Source organism: Streptomyces sp. NPDC102279 (genome assembly GCF_044766365.1).
GTDB lineage: Bacteria > Actinomycetota > Actinomycetes > Streptomycetales > Streptomycetaceae > Streptomyces.
In genome coordinates, this window is record NZ_JBIWLU010000009.1 from 209,958 (window position 1) to 224,447 (window position 14,490).

At 69.7% G+C, this 14,490-nt stretch carries 12 protein-coding genes; 3 read left to right on the forward strand and 9 right to left on the reverse strand.

What is annotated here, in order from left to right:
- The first annotated feature begins 346 nt into the window (after positions 1-346).
- Positions 347-574, forward strand: a complete 228-nt coding sequence (locus ACIRQH_RS24265; RefSeq protein ID WP_388864782.1) for a zinc ribbon domain-containing protein — start codon at positions 347-349, stop codon at positions 572-574.
- Positions 575-779: 205 nt separating this feature from the next.
- On the opposite strand, the gene ACIRQH_RS24270 is transcribed toward ACIRQH_RS24265, so the two are convergent.
- The 3 genes from ACIRQH_RS24270 to ACIRQH_RS24280 are packed head-to-tail and all read right to left on the reverse strand — an operon-like array spanning position 780 to position 5,379.
- A complete protein-coding gene (locus tag ACIRQH_RS24270; RefSeq protein ID WP_404227041.1) occupies positions 780-1,607 on the reverse strand; it encodes an HAD family hydrolase in 828 nt (275 codons plus the stop codon).
- An 8-nt stretch (positions 1,608-1,615) separates the two neighbouring features.
- Positions 1,616-4,165, reverse strand: a complete 2,550-nt coding sequence (locus ACIRQH_RS24275; RefSeq protein WP_404226986.1) for a phosphoribosyltransferase — start codon at positions 4,163-4,165, stop codon at positions 1,616-1,618.
- Between the two features lie 44 nt (positions 4,166-4,209).
- On the reverse strand, positions 4,210-5,379 hold the full coding sequence (locus ACIRQH_RS24280) for an HpcH/HpaI aldolase/citrate lyase family protein (RefSeq protein WP_358818082.1): 1,170 nt from the start codon (positions 5,377-5,379) through the stop codon (positions 4,210-4,212).
- Between the two features lie 194 nt (positions 5,380-5,573).
- Here ACIRQH_RS24280 and ACIRQH_RS24285 point away from each other — a divergent pair, with 194 nt between their 5' ends.
- Positions 5,574-6,479 (forward strand): TerD family protein, encoded by a 906-nt coding sequence (locus ACIRQH_RS24285; protein WP_404226987.1) that lies wholly within the window; start codon positions 5,574-5,576, stop codon positions 6,477-6,479.
- Positions 6,480-6,522: 43 nt separating this feature from the next.
- Here ACIRQH_RS24285 and ACIRQH_RS24290 read toward each other — a convergent pair whose 3' ends face one another.
- The 6 genes from ACIRQH_RS24290 to ACIRQH_RS24315 form a co-directional block, all read right to left on the reverse strand.
- Positions 6,523-7,260 (reverse strand): Tellurium resistance, encoded by a 738-nt coding sequence (locus ACIRQH_RS24290; RefSeq protein WP_358818080.1) that lies wholly within the window; start codon positions 7,258-7,260, stop codon positions 6,523-6,525.
- Positions 7,261-7,382: 122 nt separating this feature from the next.
- Positions 7,383-8,531, reverse strand: coding sequence for a DUF475 domain-containing protein (locus tag ACIRQH_RS24295; RefSeq protein WP_388864776.1), 1,149 nt, complete (start codon positions 8,529-8,531; stop codon positions 7,383-7,385).
- A 133-nt stretch (positions 8,532-8,664) separates the two neighbouring features.
- On the reverse strand, positions 8,665-9,240 hold the full coding sequence (locus ACIRQH_RS24300) for a TerD family protein (protein ID WP_081217084.1): 576 nt from the start codon (positions 9,238-9,240) through the stop codon (positions 8,665-8,667).
- Between the two features lie 100 nt (positions 9,241-9,340).
- Complete coding sequence (locus ACIRQH_RS24305; protein WP_351427918.1) at positions 9,341-9,916, reverse strand: TerD family protein; 576 nt, start codon at positions 9,914-9,916, stop codon at positions 9,341-9,343.
- Between the two features lie 115 nt (positions 9,917-10,031).
- Entirely contained in the window at positions 10,032-10,490 is a 459-nt protein-coding gene (locus ACIRQH_RS24310) for a peroxiredoxin (RefSeq protein ID WP_358818078.1), read from the reverse strand.
- 212 nt (positions 10,491-10,702) lie between these two features.
- Positions 10,703-11,131 carry a DUF3052 domain-containing protein gene (locus tag ACIRQH_RS24315; protein ID WP_081217087.1) on the reverse strand — a complete coding sequence of 143 codons (429 nt, stop codon included), beginning with the start codon at positions 11,129-11,131 and terminating at the stop codon, positions 10,703-10,705.
- Positions 11,132-11,597: 466 nt separating this feature from the next.
- Between ACIRQH_RS24315 and aceE the strand changes: the two genes are divergently transcribed.
- Positions 11,598-14,345 (forward strand): pyruvate dehydrogenase (acetyl-transferring), homodimeric type, encoded by a 2,748-nt coding sequence (gene aceE / locus ACIRQH_RS24320; protein WP_404226988.1) that lies wholly within the window; start codon positions 11,598-11,600, stop codon positions 14,343-14,345.
- Positions 14,346-14,490 lie beyond the last annotated feature (145 nt).

Below are 14,490 nucleotides of genomic sequence, written 5' to 3' on the forward strand. Positions count from 1 at the left end.
GGATGCCGGGCATCGTTGCGATGCCAAGTCTGGGTCACGACTGCGTCTCCCTCCGCACTTCTGAATTGCGCGCACGGGTAGATGCAGCGGCCGCTCACGCGGCTGCGAGCCCCCCATCCCCGACCTTGCGGCTCGTCGCGGCGCTATTAAATTATCAGCGACCTCAGGGATCGCTTCGATCAGCGACCAGACAAAAAAGCACAGAGGCCAAGAGAGCCGAGTGACGGACGGGGCACGAATCGACCTCGTTCCGGTCGCGGACGGACGGTCGGGGGCTGGCGCGACCGCGCGGAACCAGGGCCGCGAGACACCCCGGAAGCAGGCCCGTTCCGGCTAATCTGTCGGCATGCCTCGCTACGAGTACCGCTGCCGGACCTGCGGCGACACCTTCGAACTCAGCCGTCCGATGGCCGAATCGGCCGCTCCGGCGGCCTGCCCGGCCGGTCACGACGACACCGTCAAACTCCTGTCGACGGTCGCCGTCACCACCGGCGGTTCGGCGTCCGCGCCGGCCCCCGCGCCCGGTGCGGGCGGCGGCGGAGGCGGGTGTTGCGGCGGAGGTTGCTGCGGCTGATCCGGGGAGATTTCTCAGGAGATCTTCAGGTATGCCCGAAGCGTGCACCATGGTGTGAGACGCGGCACGTTCGGATTCGACAAACCTGCCAGAGCGGGGCGATCCGGGCAGTGCCGACGGTCCGGGCGCCGACCCGGCCCCTCGGGAAGCCGACGACGACATGAGTGTGCCCCGGGCCGGACGGTCCGGGGCACACCCGTACGTATCAGGCGAATTGGGGTTCTGCGCAGGCGTGCACGAACTCGCGGAGGATCCGCTCCCCCGCCGCGACGCCCCGCTCGGGCAGCGCGGTGATCGCCGGTGCCGCCCAGTCCGCTTCGGCGAGTTCGCCGTGGCCCGGACGCCAGCCCCGGTCCGCGACGAGCAGCAGATCCGCGTCGAGCAGCGAGTCACCGGCGGCCAGGGTGAGGACGGCGCCGGTACGGCGGGCGACCTCCCGTACGGCCGCGCTCTTGGTGAGCGGCTTCGGCACGGCGTAGATCTTGCGGCCCTGCAGCGAGACCGTCCAGCCGCGGTTCTCCGCCCAGACGGCCAGGTCCTTCACCCACTGCTCGGGGAGGAGTTCGCGCTCGACCACCAGGTAGGCGAACAGGTCCTCGGCGATCCGGTGCTTACGCACCCACAGCGGGTCCGCGGTGTTCGCGAGGTGCTCCCGGATCTCCGCGAGCGGCGCGCACTCGGAGGCGAGCCGGTCGGTGACGCTCCGGTGCCAGTCGGGGTCGGAGACCCCGTCGACGAGCAGGTGTCCGCCGTTGGCGCAGATCGCGTACTCGGGGGCCGGGCCGGGCAGGTTGATGCGCTGGTACTGCTTGCGGGTGCGGGTCGTGGTGGGCACGAAGTGCGCGAGGTCGCCGAGTTCGGTGAGCAGCCCGGCGGCCGTCTCCGTCATGTAGGACAGCGGCTTGCTCTCGTGCACCTCGACGCAGAGCAGCCGGGGCGCCCGCGCGTCCGGCATGGTCAGGGCGAGGGCGGCCGAGGAGTAGATGAGCGTGCGGTCGAGGTCGCTGGCGACGAGCACCTTGGGCGCGGACATAGCGGACATCAGGCGGTCACCGCCTTGCCGTCGGCACCGGTCGCGCCGCGCGTGAACTTCGGGTGGATCAACCCCACGCAGGTGTACGGGAGTTCGCCGACCTCCTCGACGGGCACCCCGCGCTGTCCGGCGAGCAGCCGGACGTGGTCGAGGTCGGCGCCGGCTCCGGCGCGGGCCAGGATCTTCCAGGGCACCCGGCGCAGCAGGACCCGGGTGGTCTCGCCGACGCCCGGCTTGACGAGGTTGACGTCGTGGATGCCGTACTCCTCGCTGATGCGCTCGACCGCGGCCCAGCCCTCCCAGGTGGGGGTGCGGTCGGCGGCGAGCAGTTCCTTCGCCCGGTCGCGGGCGGACTCGGCGACGTCGGGGAAGTGGGCGGCGACGACGTCCAGGAACTCGACGGAGACGTCGGATCCGGCGAGTTCGCGGTAGAACTTCGCGCCGTGGAAGTCGTGTTCGCCGACCAGGTCGGAGCGCAGCACCGTTCGCGATATGAGCCCGGAGACCGTGGAGTTGAGGCAGGCGGAGGGGATGAGGAAGTCCTCGCGGGTGCCGTACGTCCGTACGCACGAACCGGGGTCGGCGAGCACGGCGATCTCCGGGTCGAAGCCGGAGACACCCTCGGCCTGCTCGAACTCCTTGACGGCGTCGGCGAGTTCGCGGGTGATGGCGCCCTTGCCCGTCCAGCCGTCGACGAACACGACGTCGGCCGGGTCGTGGTGGGCGGCGAGCCAGCGCAGCGCGTTGGCGTCGATGCCGCGGCCGCGGACGATGGAGACGGCGTAGTGCGGCAGGTCCAGGCCGTGCTGGTGCTGGGCCCAGCGGCGCATCAGGACGCCGACGGGTGTGCCGGCGCGGGCCAGGGAGACGAGGACGGGTCTCGGGGAGCGCTCGGCGAGGACGACCTCGGTGACCGCGCCGACGGCCTCGGCGATCCGGGCGGCCGAGGTGGTGAGGGCCGCGTGGAACAGCTCCTGGTACTGGGTGCTCGGCTGGTACTCCACCGGCAGCGACTCCGCGTAGTGGGCGCCGCCGCTCTGGATGGCCTCCTCGCGCTCCTCGGTCGGCGCCTCCAGCGTCACGTCCGACAGGTCCTGGAGCAGCCAGCCGACCTCGTCGGGGGCGTACGAGGAGAAGGCGGGGCCGCGGAGGGGCTCGGGCAGCATGGAGGGCCTTTCGGTGGACGGCCGTGCGGGGACGTACGACGGGACGACGGCGAGCAGGACGCTCGGGGTGTGCGCCGCGAGCCGGGCCAGCAGGCCGTCGGGGGCGTGCAGTTCGGGGGTGTCGGCCGTGGAGTCGACGACCGCCACGACGGCGTCGAAGCCGCCGCCCGCGACGTTGTAGGCGAAGCGGGGGCCGGGCCCGTCGTCCGGGTGGTCGTGTGCCGGGAACACGATGCGGCTGCGGATCGCGTAGCCGGGGTCGTCGAGCGCGAGGACCGGGGACCGGGTCGTCGTGGAGAAGCGCACCTCGGCGGGCACCACCTGCTCCAGCTCGCGGGCGAGCCGCAGCGGCGCGTACATCAGTTCCTCGAAGCCGAGCACCAGCACGCGGCCGACGTCGTCCGGCAGGGCTTCGGCGAGCCGGGCGGCCATGGCGGGCAGGGCGCCGTCCAGGCGTATTCGCTGTCCCGGCGTGAATCCGTGCCGGCCGCCGTCCGGGAGCCCGCGGGGCCAGCCGAGGTCGACGCGCACGGCCCGGCCGGCGCTCTGCGTGGCGGGGGCGTCCGACGCCCTCCGCTCGTGCTCGGCGACCAGCGCCTGCCCCTTCTCCAGGACGCCCTCGGGCAGGCGCACCGTGCCCGACGCGGCCGCGATCAGGTCGACGCGGGCGCCGATCCCGGCGGCGAACCGGTCGAAGCGGGCCAGGTCCGCCTCCGACCGCATGTCGACGAGTGCCACCACGACGTAGCGCTCGCGCGGGTAGCGCTCGTGGAGGTCGCGGATCGTGTTGAGGACGGTGTTGCCGGTGGAGAACTCGTCGTCGACGAGGATCAGCGGTCCGGGGCCCGCGAGCAGGTCCGGGTGTTCGGGGAGGAGCAGGTGCGAGGTGGCGTGCGAGTGGGCCTCCTCGAAACCGCCGGCCCGCGCGACACCCGGGACGGGGCGGCGGGTGGAGTGGAGGTAGGGGGCGACGCCCACCCCGTCGGCGACCGAGTGGCCGAGCCCGGTGGCCGTCTCGGCGTACCCGAGGACGACGGCCTCGCGGGCTTCCTCGGTGCCCAGCAGGTCGCGTACGCGCCGGCCCAGGGCGACCCCCTGGCCGTGCACGACGGACGGCGACTGCGGCACGTGCTTGCCCAGCACGTTCGACACGAGCAGGTGGGCGCGCTTGGGGTTGCGCCGCAGTGCGAGGCCGAGCATCCCGCTGAGCCTCTCGTCGCCGACCAGCTCGACACCGAGCCGCTCGGCGACCCAGGAGCCCGTCCAGGGCGCGTCAGGCACGGCGCCCGGGCCCTGCGCGCCGTCCGGGGCGCTCACCGCGGACGGCGGGCACGGTGCGTCCGGCTCGTTCGGGCGTACGGGGTCGTTCGGGTCCTGCGCAGGGGTCTTCATCGAGTCCTCGGTGATCGGTTTCCGCGTCGCCCGGCCGGGCGACCTCACTCCGGCAGTCCGGCGGTGAGCAGCTCGACGAAGCCGATGTCCTCGTGGGCGACCCCGAAGACCTCGGCGCGCAGCAGGGTGCGCTCCGCCCAGGCGCGATGCGGCTTCACCTCGTTCATCTTGTTCGTGTAAGCCGACCTCAGGACGCCTCCGCCGCCGCGCTCCGGTCGCAGGATGTCCTGCGCGTCACTGAACTCTTCGTGACTGACCACGGACAGCGCGTGCACGGGCAGCACGTGCGACGGGTGGATGCAGGTCTTGCCCATCAGGCCGTTGGCCTGGTCGAGAGCGATCTCGCGCAGCAGACCGTCCATGGCGTGCTCGATCAGTGTCGCGCGCAGTTCCTCCGCCTGCCCCTCCAGGAAGGGACTGCGGCGCAGCTGCGGCTTGAACATGCGCTCCTGGACCCGGAAGTACTCCCACACAGGTCCGGTCACGGTGAAGCCGGTTCCGTCGGCCCGGCCCAGCATGTTCACCACGTCCGCGATCACGGAGGCGACCACCTGCACGTCGTACGCCGTCATGTCGGGGGCCCGGCGCAGTCCGTACGAGGAGCAGAAGTCCGTGACGCCGAGGCGCAGGGCGAGGACGCGGTCGCGGTACTTGTCGACGGCGCGGGAGATGCCCTCCAGGGTCTCCACGCGCGACTCCCGGTAGAGCAGCTCGGGGGACTCCAGGACCGGCATGGCGAAGAGCCGCCGGCCGCTGGACGCCTCGGCGGAGGCGAGGGCCTCCAGGAACGGCATGCCGCGTTCCTCGGTGAACTTCGGCATCACGAATCCGGACAGCAGCCGGACGGCGGGGCCGAGGCGCTGCACGAGGTCGGGGATCTGTTCGGGGTGGCGGACCCGCACGAACAGCAGCGGGGGCTCTCCGGCGTCGGGGCGCGCGGCGAGGTCGGCGAACTGGCGGACCAGGTTCTCCTCGGCGCCCACGACCTCGGAGTCGTCGATCGAGTCCTCCAGGCACAGCACCATGGAGACCACGCCCCGCGCGGTCTGCTTGACGATGTCGTCGGCGAGCAGCGGCCGGGTGGCCGGGCTGTACAGCGTCGCCCCGAGGGCGGTGGCGAGCACTCTGGCCGGTGAGTCGGCCGTGAAGACGCCGGGCTCCCGGTGGAAGAGACGCTGCCGCTCTTCCGGGGTGATGTGACCGAAATGACGCATGAGACTCCCCCGTGGCGGCTCGTGGGCTGCGGCTGCTGGGCCGGATGTGATGTGGCCGGTAATAGTACGTATGGATCAATGTCAGGGGTTCCCACCCGGCGTGAAGTTCAGGTAACTCGGCCGTGTCCAACACTCGCCGGTTCCGGGTCGACCCCGCATTGTCGTGACCAGGACCGAGAGGGCAGGATGGCCGTATGACGCACGCCATGCTGAAGGGGTCGAACGTCCCGCTGGACGCCACAGCGGTGCGCGCCGTCCTGTGCTGGACGCCCGGGCAGGGTGTCCCCGATGTCGATGTCTCGGCGCTGCTCCTCGGCCCCGACGGTCGTGTGCGATCCGACGAGGACTTCGTCTTCTACAACCAGCCCCGCCATCCGTCGGGCAAGGTGTGGCGGCTCGGCAAGAAGCGTGGCGCCGAGGGCCTCACCGACACGATCCAGACAGATCTGGCGGGTGTCGAGTCCGGAGTCGGACAGATTCTCCTGGTCGCATCGGCGGATGACGTCACCTTCGATCGCGTACGTGATCTGCGCATTCTGCTGTACGACGCCGCCGTCGGGGACGGTGAACCGCTGGCGTACTTCGACGTCAGGCCGGAGACCGGCGCGGAGACCGCGCTGATCTGCGGCGAGCTGTACCGGCGCGGCGAGGGCTGGAAGTTCCGGGCGCTCGGCGAGGGCTACTCGAACGGTCTGGTCGGTCTCGCGACCGATTTCGGTATCTCGGTGGACGAGTCCGAGGCGGCGGCCGCGGCCGGTTCCGCTCCGGAGGCGAGCACCTGGGCGGCGCCCGCCGGCACTCCGGAGACCTCGGTGCCGCTGCCGCCCGAGCAGGTCCCGCCACTCCCCCAGCAGCCGGCCCCGGTGCCGCAGCAGCCCGCGTACGGCTATCCGCAGCCGGCCGCGGCGGCCCTGACGGAGCCGGCGTACGGATATCCGCAGCCGGCCGGTCAGCAGGGCGGCCAGTCCGCCTACGGCTATCCGCAGCCCCAGACGGCGCCCGCCGCGCCGCCCGCGTACGGCTTCCCGCAGGCCGTGGGCTCGGGCCCGGACCCGGACTTCCGGCTGCCGCCGCAGGGGCCGCAGTTCATCGGCCGCTGAGCCCGGCACCGCCCGCCGGGCTCCGCAGGGGGCTCGGGGCGCCCTACCGCTCGACCTTCGACTTGTAGCCGCGGCCCCACTGGAGGCCCCAGCCGTAGAGCCGGTCGAGTTCGGCCTGGAAGCCGTAGACGAACTTCACCTCGCGGCGCACGGTCACCTCGCCCTTGTTGTTCTCGATCATGACGACGGCGCAGGAGCGGGCCTGCGGATGACGTTCGTCGAGGCCGATCTCGATGCGCGGGCCGTTGCTCGGGTAGAGCGTGATGATGGCGTGGGTGCGGTCGAAGGCCGGGGTCTGGTCGTAGATGTAGACGAAGACCAGCAGCCGCCTGATGTCGTCGCGGTGGTCGAGGTTGACGAAGGCCGTCTCGCCCGAACCCGAACCGAAGCGGTCGTCGCCGCTGAGCTTGACGAACGGCGGGCCGTTGAGTTCGCCGAAGAAGCCGCCGAGCGGCTGGACGACGCCCTTGGTGCCGTCCGTCAGCTCGTACATGACCCCGAGGTCGAGGTCGACGTTCACCATGCTCTGGGTGTGCGCCTGGACCACTTCCGGTTTGAAGGTGCGGAAGGGGTGGCGCAGCAGGCTCTCGCGTTGCGGCCCGCCGATGTCGGAGGTGCGCATCCGCCAGGACAGGTTGATGCGCAGGTTGCCGGTGGCCGCGCCCTGCTTGGTGAGCGAGACCGTGTGGTTGCGCTTGGTCAGCTCGATGGAGTTGGTGGCCGCGCTGCCGGAGTCGAAGTCCGCCGAGCGCCCCCGCCACAGGTCCTGCCAGATGCCCATTTCCGCCCCCCACGTTCCTCGGTGTGCGACGGGGCGGCCGTAGAGGACCTGTCCTCTACGGCCGCCCCGCTCAGAGCGTTCCTCAACCGGGGGCGTGTCACACCCCGGATGGCGGAGGGGTGTCACACCCCGGACGAGACCTCAGCCTTCTCGTCCGAGGTCGGGGCTTTTCCCTCGGCCTCGGCGAGCGCCTTGTTGCGGCGCACGGAGGACCAGAAGGACCAGGCGATCAGGACGACGCCGACGAGGCCGGTGATGACTTCGTTGATCTCGTACTGGATGGTGACGAGGAGGATGACCGAGAGGGCGCCGATCGCGTAGTGCGCGCCGTGCTCCAGGTAGACGTAGTCGTCGAGGGTGCCCTGGCGGACCAGGTAGACGGTGAGCGACCGGACGTACATGGCGCCGATGCCGAGACCGAGCGCCATCAACACGATGTCGTTGGTGATGGCGAAGGCGCCGATGACACCGTCGAAGGAGAAGGACGCGTCCAGCACTTCCAGGTACAGGAACATGAAGAACGCGGCCTGGCCCGCGAGGACGACGGCCGGCTTCTTCTTGCCGCTCCGGTCGGCCTCCTCCTCTTCCTCGTGGACGCGCTCCTCCTCCTCTTCGAGACGGTCCTCGAAGTAGCCGGAGAGCCCGCCGACGACCATGTACGTGATCAGGCCGGCGATGCCGGAGACCAGTACCGTCTGCGCCTTGTCGACGTGGCCGCCGCCGTGCTGGTGGGCGTGGACCGCGAAGGTGAAGGAGGTGACGAGCAGGACGATCAGGGCGATGCAGACCGACAGCATGTCGACCTTGCCGAGCTTGGCCAGCGGCCGCTCGATCCAGCGCAGCCACTGGATGTCCCGGTCCTCGAAGATGAAGTCGAGGAAGATCATCAACAGGAACATGCCACCGAAGGCGGCGATCGACGGGTGGGCGTCGGTCACCAGCTGCTGGTACTGGTCCTTGTCGTTCAGGGCGAGATCGACCGCGTCGATCGGGCCGATCTTGGCGCTGATGGCGACGATGACGACGGGGAACACCAGGCGCATGCCGAAGACGGCGATCAGGACACCGACCGTGAGGAAGATCTTCTGCCAGAAGGCACTCATCTTCTTCAGGATTCCGGCGTTGACCACCGCGTTGTCGAAGGACAGCGAGATCTCCAGGACGGCCAGGATCGCCACGATGCCGAAGGCGGTCCACCCCCCGTAGAAGACCGCTGCGACCAGACCGAGCGCGGTAATCGCGAACGACCAGCCGAAGGTTTTCAGAAGCACTGGCTACCCAATCATCGTGTGGTGGGGGCACCCCCAGCGGTCACTCGGAGGAGGGCTCCCCCGCGCCGCACTCGTCTTTACCTACTGTTGACCACGAAGTGTAGAGGGCGGCCTGCGACCGATACAGGCGGGCCTAGGAAACATTCACCCCGAAATCGAGGGCGATGCCTCGCAGCCCCGACGCGTACCCCTGGCCGACCGCGCGGAACTTCCATTCGGCGTTGTAGCGGTAGACCTCGCCGAAGATCATCGCCGTCTCCGTCGAGGCGTCCTCGGACAGGTCGTAACGGGCGAGCTCCTGGCCGTCGGCCTGGTTGACGACACGGATGAAGGCGTTGCTCACCTGGCCGAAGGTCTGCCCTCGGTTGTCCGCGTCGTGGATGGAGACCGGGAAGACGATCTTGTCGACGTTGGCCGGGACCTTGGAGAGGTCGATCAGGATCGACTCGTCGTCGCCCTCGCCCTCGCCCGTGAGGTTGTCACCGGTGTGCTCGACGGAGCCGTCCGGGCTCTTGAGCTGGTTGTAGAAGATGAACCATTCGTCCCCGAGCACCCGGCCGCCGTTGCACAGCAGGGCGCTGGCGTCGAGGTCGAAGTCGGCTCCGGTGGTGGAGCGTGCGTCCCAGCCGAGCCCGATCATCACCTGTGTGAGGTTCGGCGCGGCCTTCGAGAGGGAGACATTGCCCCCCTTGGCGAGCGTGACACCCATGATGCTGGTCCTCCCCGAGGTCGATCTTCACTTGGTACAGCAGGCCCGGCGCCGCACCGAAGAGGTGCGGCGCCGGGCCGTACGGCTGAGGCCCGAGGGCTCAGACGTTGACGCCGAAGTCCTGCGCGATGCCGCGCAGGCCCGAGGCGTAGCCCTGGCCGATGGCGCGGAACTTCCACTCCGCGCCGTTGCGGTAGAGCTCGCCGAAGACCATCGCGGTCTCCGTCGACGCGTCCTCGGAGAGGTCGTAGCGCGCGATCTCGGCGCCACCTGCCTGGTTCACCACGCGGATGTAGGCGTTGCGGACCTGGCCGAAGGACTGCTGGCGGTTCTCGGCGTCGTAGATCGAGACCGGGAACACGACCTTCTGGACCTCGGCCGGGACGGTGGCGAGGTTGACCTTGATCTGCTCGTCGTCCCCCTCGCCCTCGCCGGTGGTGTTGTCGCCGGTGTGCTCGACCGAGCCGTCCGGGCTCTTCAGGTTGTTGAAGAACACGAAGTTCTGGTCACTGCTGACCTTGCCGTCGTCGTTCGTCAGGATGGCGCTGGCGTCGAGGTCGAAGTCGACGCCGGTGGTGGTCCGGGCGTCCCATCCCAGACCCACGATGACCGCGGTCAGTCCTGGGGCTTCCTTCGACAGCGAGACATTGCCGCCCTTGCTGAGGCTGACTCCCACGAGTCCTCCCAATGGTGTTCGGGGGCGGTGATGCCCCGTAGATGCGTCGGTATCGGATCAACGATTCGATCCTAGTGACGGGTTCCCGTGCGCCGCAGGGCTTGGAACCGAAGAATCACAGGGTGTCGAGCGCCTTGACGTACTCGTTCAGGTCCCGCGCGTCGGGCAGGGCGTTGACGACGGTCCAGCGGACCACGCCCTCCTTGTCGATGATGAACGTGCCGCGCACCGCGCAGCCCTTGTCCTCGTCGAAGACGCCGTACGCGCGCGAGACGTTGCCGTGCGGCCAGAAGTCCGACAGCAGCGGGTACTCCAGTCCCTCCTGCTCGCTGAAGACGCGCAGGGTGTGGATGGAGTCGTTGGAGACGGCGAGCAGCTGGGTGTCGCGCTCCGTGAACTGCGGCAGGCTGTCACGCAGGGAGCACAGCTCGCCGGTGCACACCCCGGTGAAGGCGAAGGGGTAGAAGAGCAGCACCACGTTCTTCTCGCCACGGAAGTCGGAGAGCTTCACGGTGGCGCCGTGGTTGTCCTTCAGCTCGAAGTCCGGGGCCTTGGTGCCGACGTCGACGGTCATGCTCACTCGCTTCCCTTCCAAGGGTCCGTTCGGGTGACGACCAGCGTACGCAGTGATCGCCGCGGCTCCGGTGCGGCCCCGCCGGGTGCGCGCGGGGTGGCCCGCGGGGCGTACTGACGGACGCCGCCCGGGTCCGGGGCAAGCGTGAGGCCCCCGCCGAGGTGGCTCGGCGGGGGCCTCACGGATGCTCTGCTTGCAGACGGGGCTGCAGCTCAGCGCTTCGACTTGGGGGTGGCCAGGCGGGTGCCCGACCACTCCTTGCCGACGGAGATGCTCTTCGTCTGGGAGAGGCCGGCTGTCTGTGCGGCATCGCTGATGTCGCTGGGCTCGACGTAACCGTCCCTGCCGGTCTTCGGAGTCAGCAGCCAGATCATGCCGCCGTCCTCAAGGAGACCGATGACGTCCACCAGTGCGTCCGTGAGATCGCCGTCCTCGTCCCGGAACCACAACAGCACCACGTCAGCGACGTCGTCGTAGTCCTCGTCGACCAGATCCTGGCCGATCAGCGATTCGATGCCTTCACGGAGCTCGTGGTCAACGTCGTCGTCGAAGCCGATCTCCTGGACCACCTGTCCGGGCTCGAACCCCAGCCTGGCGGCCGGGTTGGTCCGCTCCTCCGCGTGGTCCGCGGTCGCGCTCACGGCTTGCCTCCTGATCATGTTTCGGGATTGGGGTCTCCCCCCGCTCGTCCAGAGCTCGGGGGAGTCTCAGCCACGCGCGTGCGCGAAGCATTGGCCGTAGTCCACACGGGCGGAGCGGATCGCGCAAGTACCCGGCCGTCGAGACCGCCGAAACGGTGACGATCCTGGCAGTGCCGACGCAACTCCCGGTGGGCCTTCATCAGGCCGCGTGACGCGCACCACACCCTTCTGCCCCATTTATGAACTTCGGAACCCTTGGAGCCTATGAGAACCGAACGGCTTTGCGGAACGCGTCACGTACTGAGCGTATCGTTGCGTTTTGGTCGGGCCCGTCCCGCGGTCTGCATGAGCCTCTCGGTTACCCCTAAGTAGAGATGACGTACGCGTTCCCGAGGTACACGATGGGGAACGGTGCGGATACAGGGGAAACCCACCGCAGACAGCCCTCCGACAGCGAAGGAACAGCGTGGCTTCCGGATCCGATCGCAACCCGGTCATCATTGGCGGCCTTCCCAGCCAGGTCCCGGACTTCGACCCTGAGGAGACTCAGGAGTGGCTCGACTCCCTCGACGCCGCCGTCGACCAGCGCGGCCGTGAGCGCGCCCGCTATCTGATGCTGCGGCTGATCGAGCGGGCCCGCGAGAAGCGCGTGGCCGTGCCCGAGATGCGCAGCACGGACTACGTCAACACGATCGCCACCAAGGACGAGCCGTTCTTCCCCGGCAACGAGGAGATCGAGCGCAAGGTCCTGAACGCGACCCGCTGGAACGCGGCCGTGATGGTCTCCCGGGCGCAGCGCCCCGGCATCGGCGTGGGCGGCCACATCGCGACCTTCGCCTCCTCCGCCTCGCTCTACGACGTCGGCTTCAACCACTTCTTCCGCGGCAAGGACGAGGGCGACGGCGGCGACCAGATCTTCTTCCAGGGGCACGCCTCGCCGGGCATCTACGCCCGTGCGTTCCTCCTGGACCGGCTCTCCGGGCAGCAGCTCGACGCGTTCCGCCAGGAGAAGTCGAAGGCGCCCTACGGGTTGTCCTCGTACCCGCACCCGCGGCTGATGCCGGACTTCTGGGAGTTCCCGACCGTCTCGATGGGCCTCGGCCCGCTCGGCGCGATCTTCCAGGCGCGGATGAACCGCTACATGGAGGCGCGCGGCATCGCCGACACCTCCAAGTCCCACGTCTGGGCGTTCCTCGGCGACGGCGAGATGGACGAACCGGAGTCGCTCGGCCAGCTGTCGATCGCGGCGCGCGAGGGCCTGGACAACCTGACCTTCGTCGTCAACTGCAACCTCCAGCGCCTCGACGGCCCGGTGCGCGGCAACGGCAAGATCGTCCAGGAGCTGGAGTCGCAGTTCCGCGGCGCCGGCTGGAACGTGATCAAGCTGGTCTGGGACCGCACCTGGGACCCGCTGCTCGCTCAGGACCGCGACGGCGTGCTGGTCAACCGGCTGAACACCACGCCGGACGGCCAGTTCCAGACGTACGCCACGGAGACGGGCGCGTACATCCGCGACCACTTCTTCGGTGACGACCACCGGCTGCGCGCCATGGTCGAGAACATGACCGACGACCAGATCCTGCACCTGGGCCGCGGCGGGCACGACCACAAGAAGATCTACGCGGCGTTCTCGGCGGCCAAGACGCACGCGGGCCAGCCGACCGTGATCCTCGCGCAGACGGTCAAGGGCTGGACGCTCGGGCCGAACTTCGAGGGCCGCAACGCCACGCACCAGATGAAGAAGCTGACGGTCGCCGACCTCAAGGGCTTCCGCGACCGGCTGCACCTGCCGATCTCCGACAAGGAGCTGGAGGACGGCGCGCCGCCGTACTACCACCCGGGCCGGAACTCGGAGGAGATCCAGTACATGCACGACCGCCGCAAGGGGCTCGGCGGGTACGTCCCGACGCGTGTCGTGCGGTCGAAGCCACTGACGCTGCCCGAGGACAAGACGTACGCGAGCGTGAAGAAGGGCTCGGGTCAGCAGTCCATCGCGACGACCATGGCCTTTGTGCGGTTGCTCAAGGACCTCATGCGGGACAAGGAGATCGGCAAGCGGTTCGTGCTGATCGCGCCCGACGAGTACCGCACCTTCGGCATGGACTCGTTCTTCCCGAGTGCGAAGATCTACAACCCGCTCGGCCAGCAGTACGAGTCGGTCGACCGTGAACTGCTGCTCGCCTACAAGGAGTCGCCGACCGGCCAGATGCTGCACGACGGCATCTCGGAGGCCGGCTGCACGGCCTCGCTGATCGCGGCGGGCTCGGCGTACGCGACCCACGGCGAGCCGCTCATCCCGGTCTACGTCTTCTACTCGATGTTCGGTTTCCAGCGCACCGGCGACCAGTTCTGGCAGATGGCCGACCAGTTGGCGCGCGGTTTCGTCCTGGGCGCGACCGCCGGGCGGACGACGCTGACCGGCGAGGGCCTGCAGCACGCCGACGGCCACTCGCAGCTGCTCGCCTCGACGAACCCGGGCTGTGTCGCCTACGACCCGGCGTTCGGCTTCGAGATCGCGCACATCGTGCAGGACGGCCTGCGCCGCATGTACGGCTCGACCGAGGAACGCCCGCACGGCGAGGACGTCTTCTACTACCTCACCGTCTACAACGAGCCGATCCAGCACCCGGCCGAGCCGGAGAACGTGGACGCCGAGGGCATCCTCAAGGGCATCCACCGCTACGCCGCGGGCACATCGGGCACGATCCCGGCGCAGATCCTCGCCTCCGGTGTCGCCGTCCCGTGGGCCGTCGAGGCCCAGCGGATCCTCGCCGAGGAGTGGAACGTCCGGGCCGACGTGTGGTCGGCGACCTCCTGGAACGAGCTGCGGCGCGAGGCCGTCGACGTGGAGCGGCACAACCTGCTGCACCCCGAGGAGGAGCAGCGCGTCCCGTACGTGACGCGGAAGCTGTCCGACTCCCAGGGCCCGTTCGTGGCCGTCTCGGACTGGATGCGCTCGGTTCCGGACCAGATCGCGCGCTGGGTGCCCGGCACCTACCAGTCCCTCGGCGCGGACGGCTTCGGCTTCGCGGACACGCGCGGCGCGGCCCGGCGGTTCTTCCACATCGACGCTCAGTCGATCGTGGTCGCGGTGCTGACCGAGCTGGCCCGTGAGGGCAAGGTGGACCGGTCGGTCCTGAAGCAGGCCGTCGACCGCTACCAGCTCCTCGACGTCGCGGCGGCGGACCCGGGGGCAGCGGGCGGGGACGCGTAGGGGTTCGTGGGCAAGGGAGGGGCGGGGGGGGGGGGGGCCGCCCCCCCCCCCCCCCGTTTTTGTACCCAGAGCGGCGCGCCCAACAAAAAGGCCCCCCCCCGGGGGGGCGACCCACACACCGCCCCCCCCCCCAGCACCCCCGGGC

Bases quoted from the DNA above. Each gene is read 5' to 3' on its own strand.
- ACIRQH_RS24280 (WP_358818082.1), bottom strand. From the start codon at position 5,379: ATGCGTCATTTCGGTCACATCACCCCGGAAGAGCGGCAGCGTCTCTTC.
- ACIRQH_RS24270 (WP_404227041.1), bottom strand. From the start codon at position 1,607: ATGTCCGCGCCCAAGGTGCTCGTCGCCAGCGACCTCGACCGCACGCTC.
- ACIRQH_RS24290 (WP_358818080.1), bottom strand. From the start codon at position 7,260: ATGGGCATCTGGCAGGACCTGTGGCGGGGGCGCTCGGCGGACTTCGAC.
- ACIRQH_RS24275 (WP_404226986.1), bottom strand. From the start codon at position 4,165: ATGAAGACCCCTGCGCAGGACCCGAACGACCCCGTACGCCCGAACGAG.
- ACIRQH_RS24310 (WP_358818078.1), bottom strand. From the start codon at position 10,490: ATGACCGTCGACGTCGGCACCAAGGCCCCGGACTTCGAGCTGAAGGAC.
- ACIRQH_RS24285 (WP_404226987.1), top strand. From the start codon at position 5,574: ATGACGCACGCCATGCTGAAGGGGTCGAACGTCCCGCTGGACGCCACA.
- ACIRQH_RS24300 (WP_081217084.1), bottom strand. From the start codon at position 9,240: ATGGGTGTCACGCTCGCCAAGGGGGGCAATGTCTCCCTCTCGAAGGCC.
- ACIRQH_RS24265 (WP_388864782.1), top strand. From the start codon at position 347: ATGCCTCGCTACGAGTACCGCTGCCGGACCTGCGGCGACACCTTCGAA.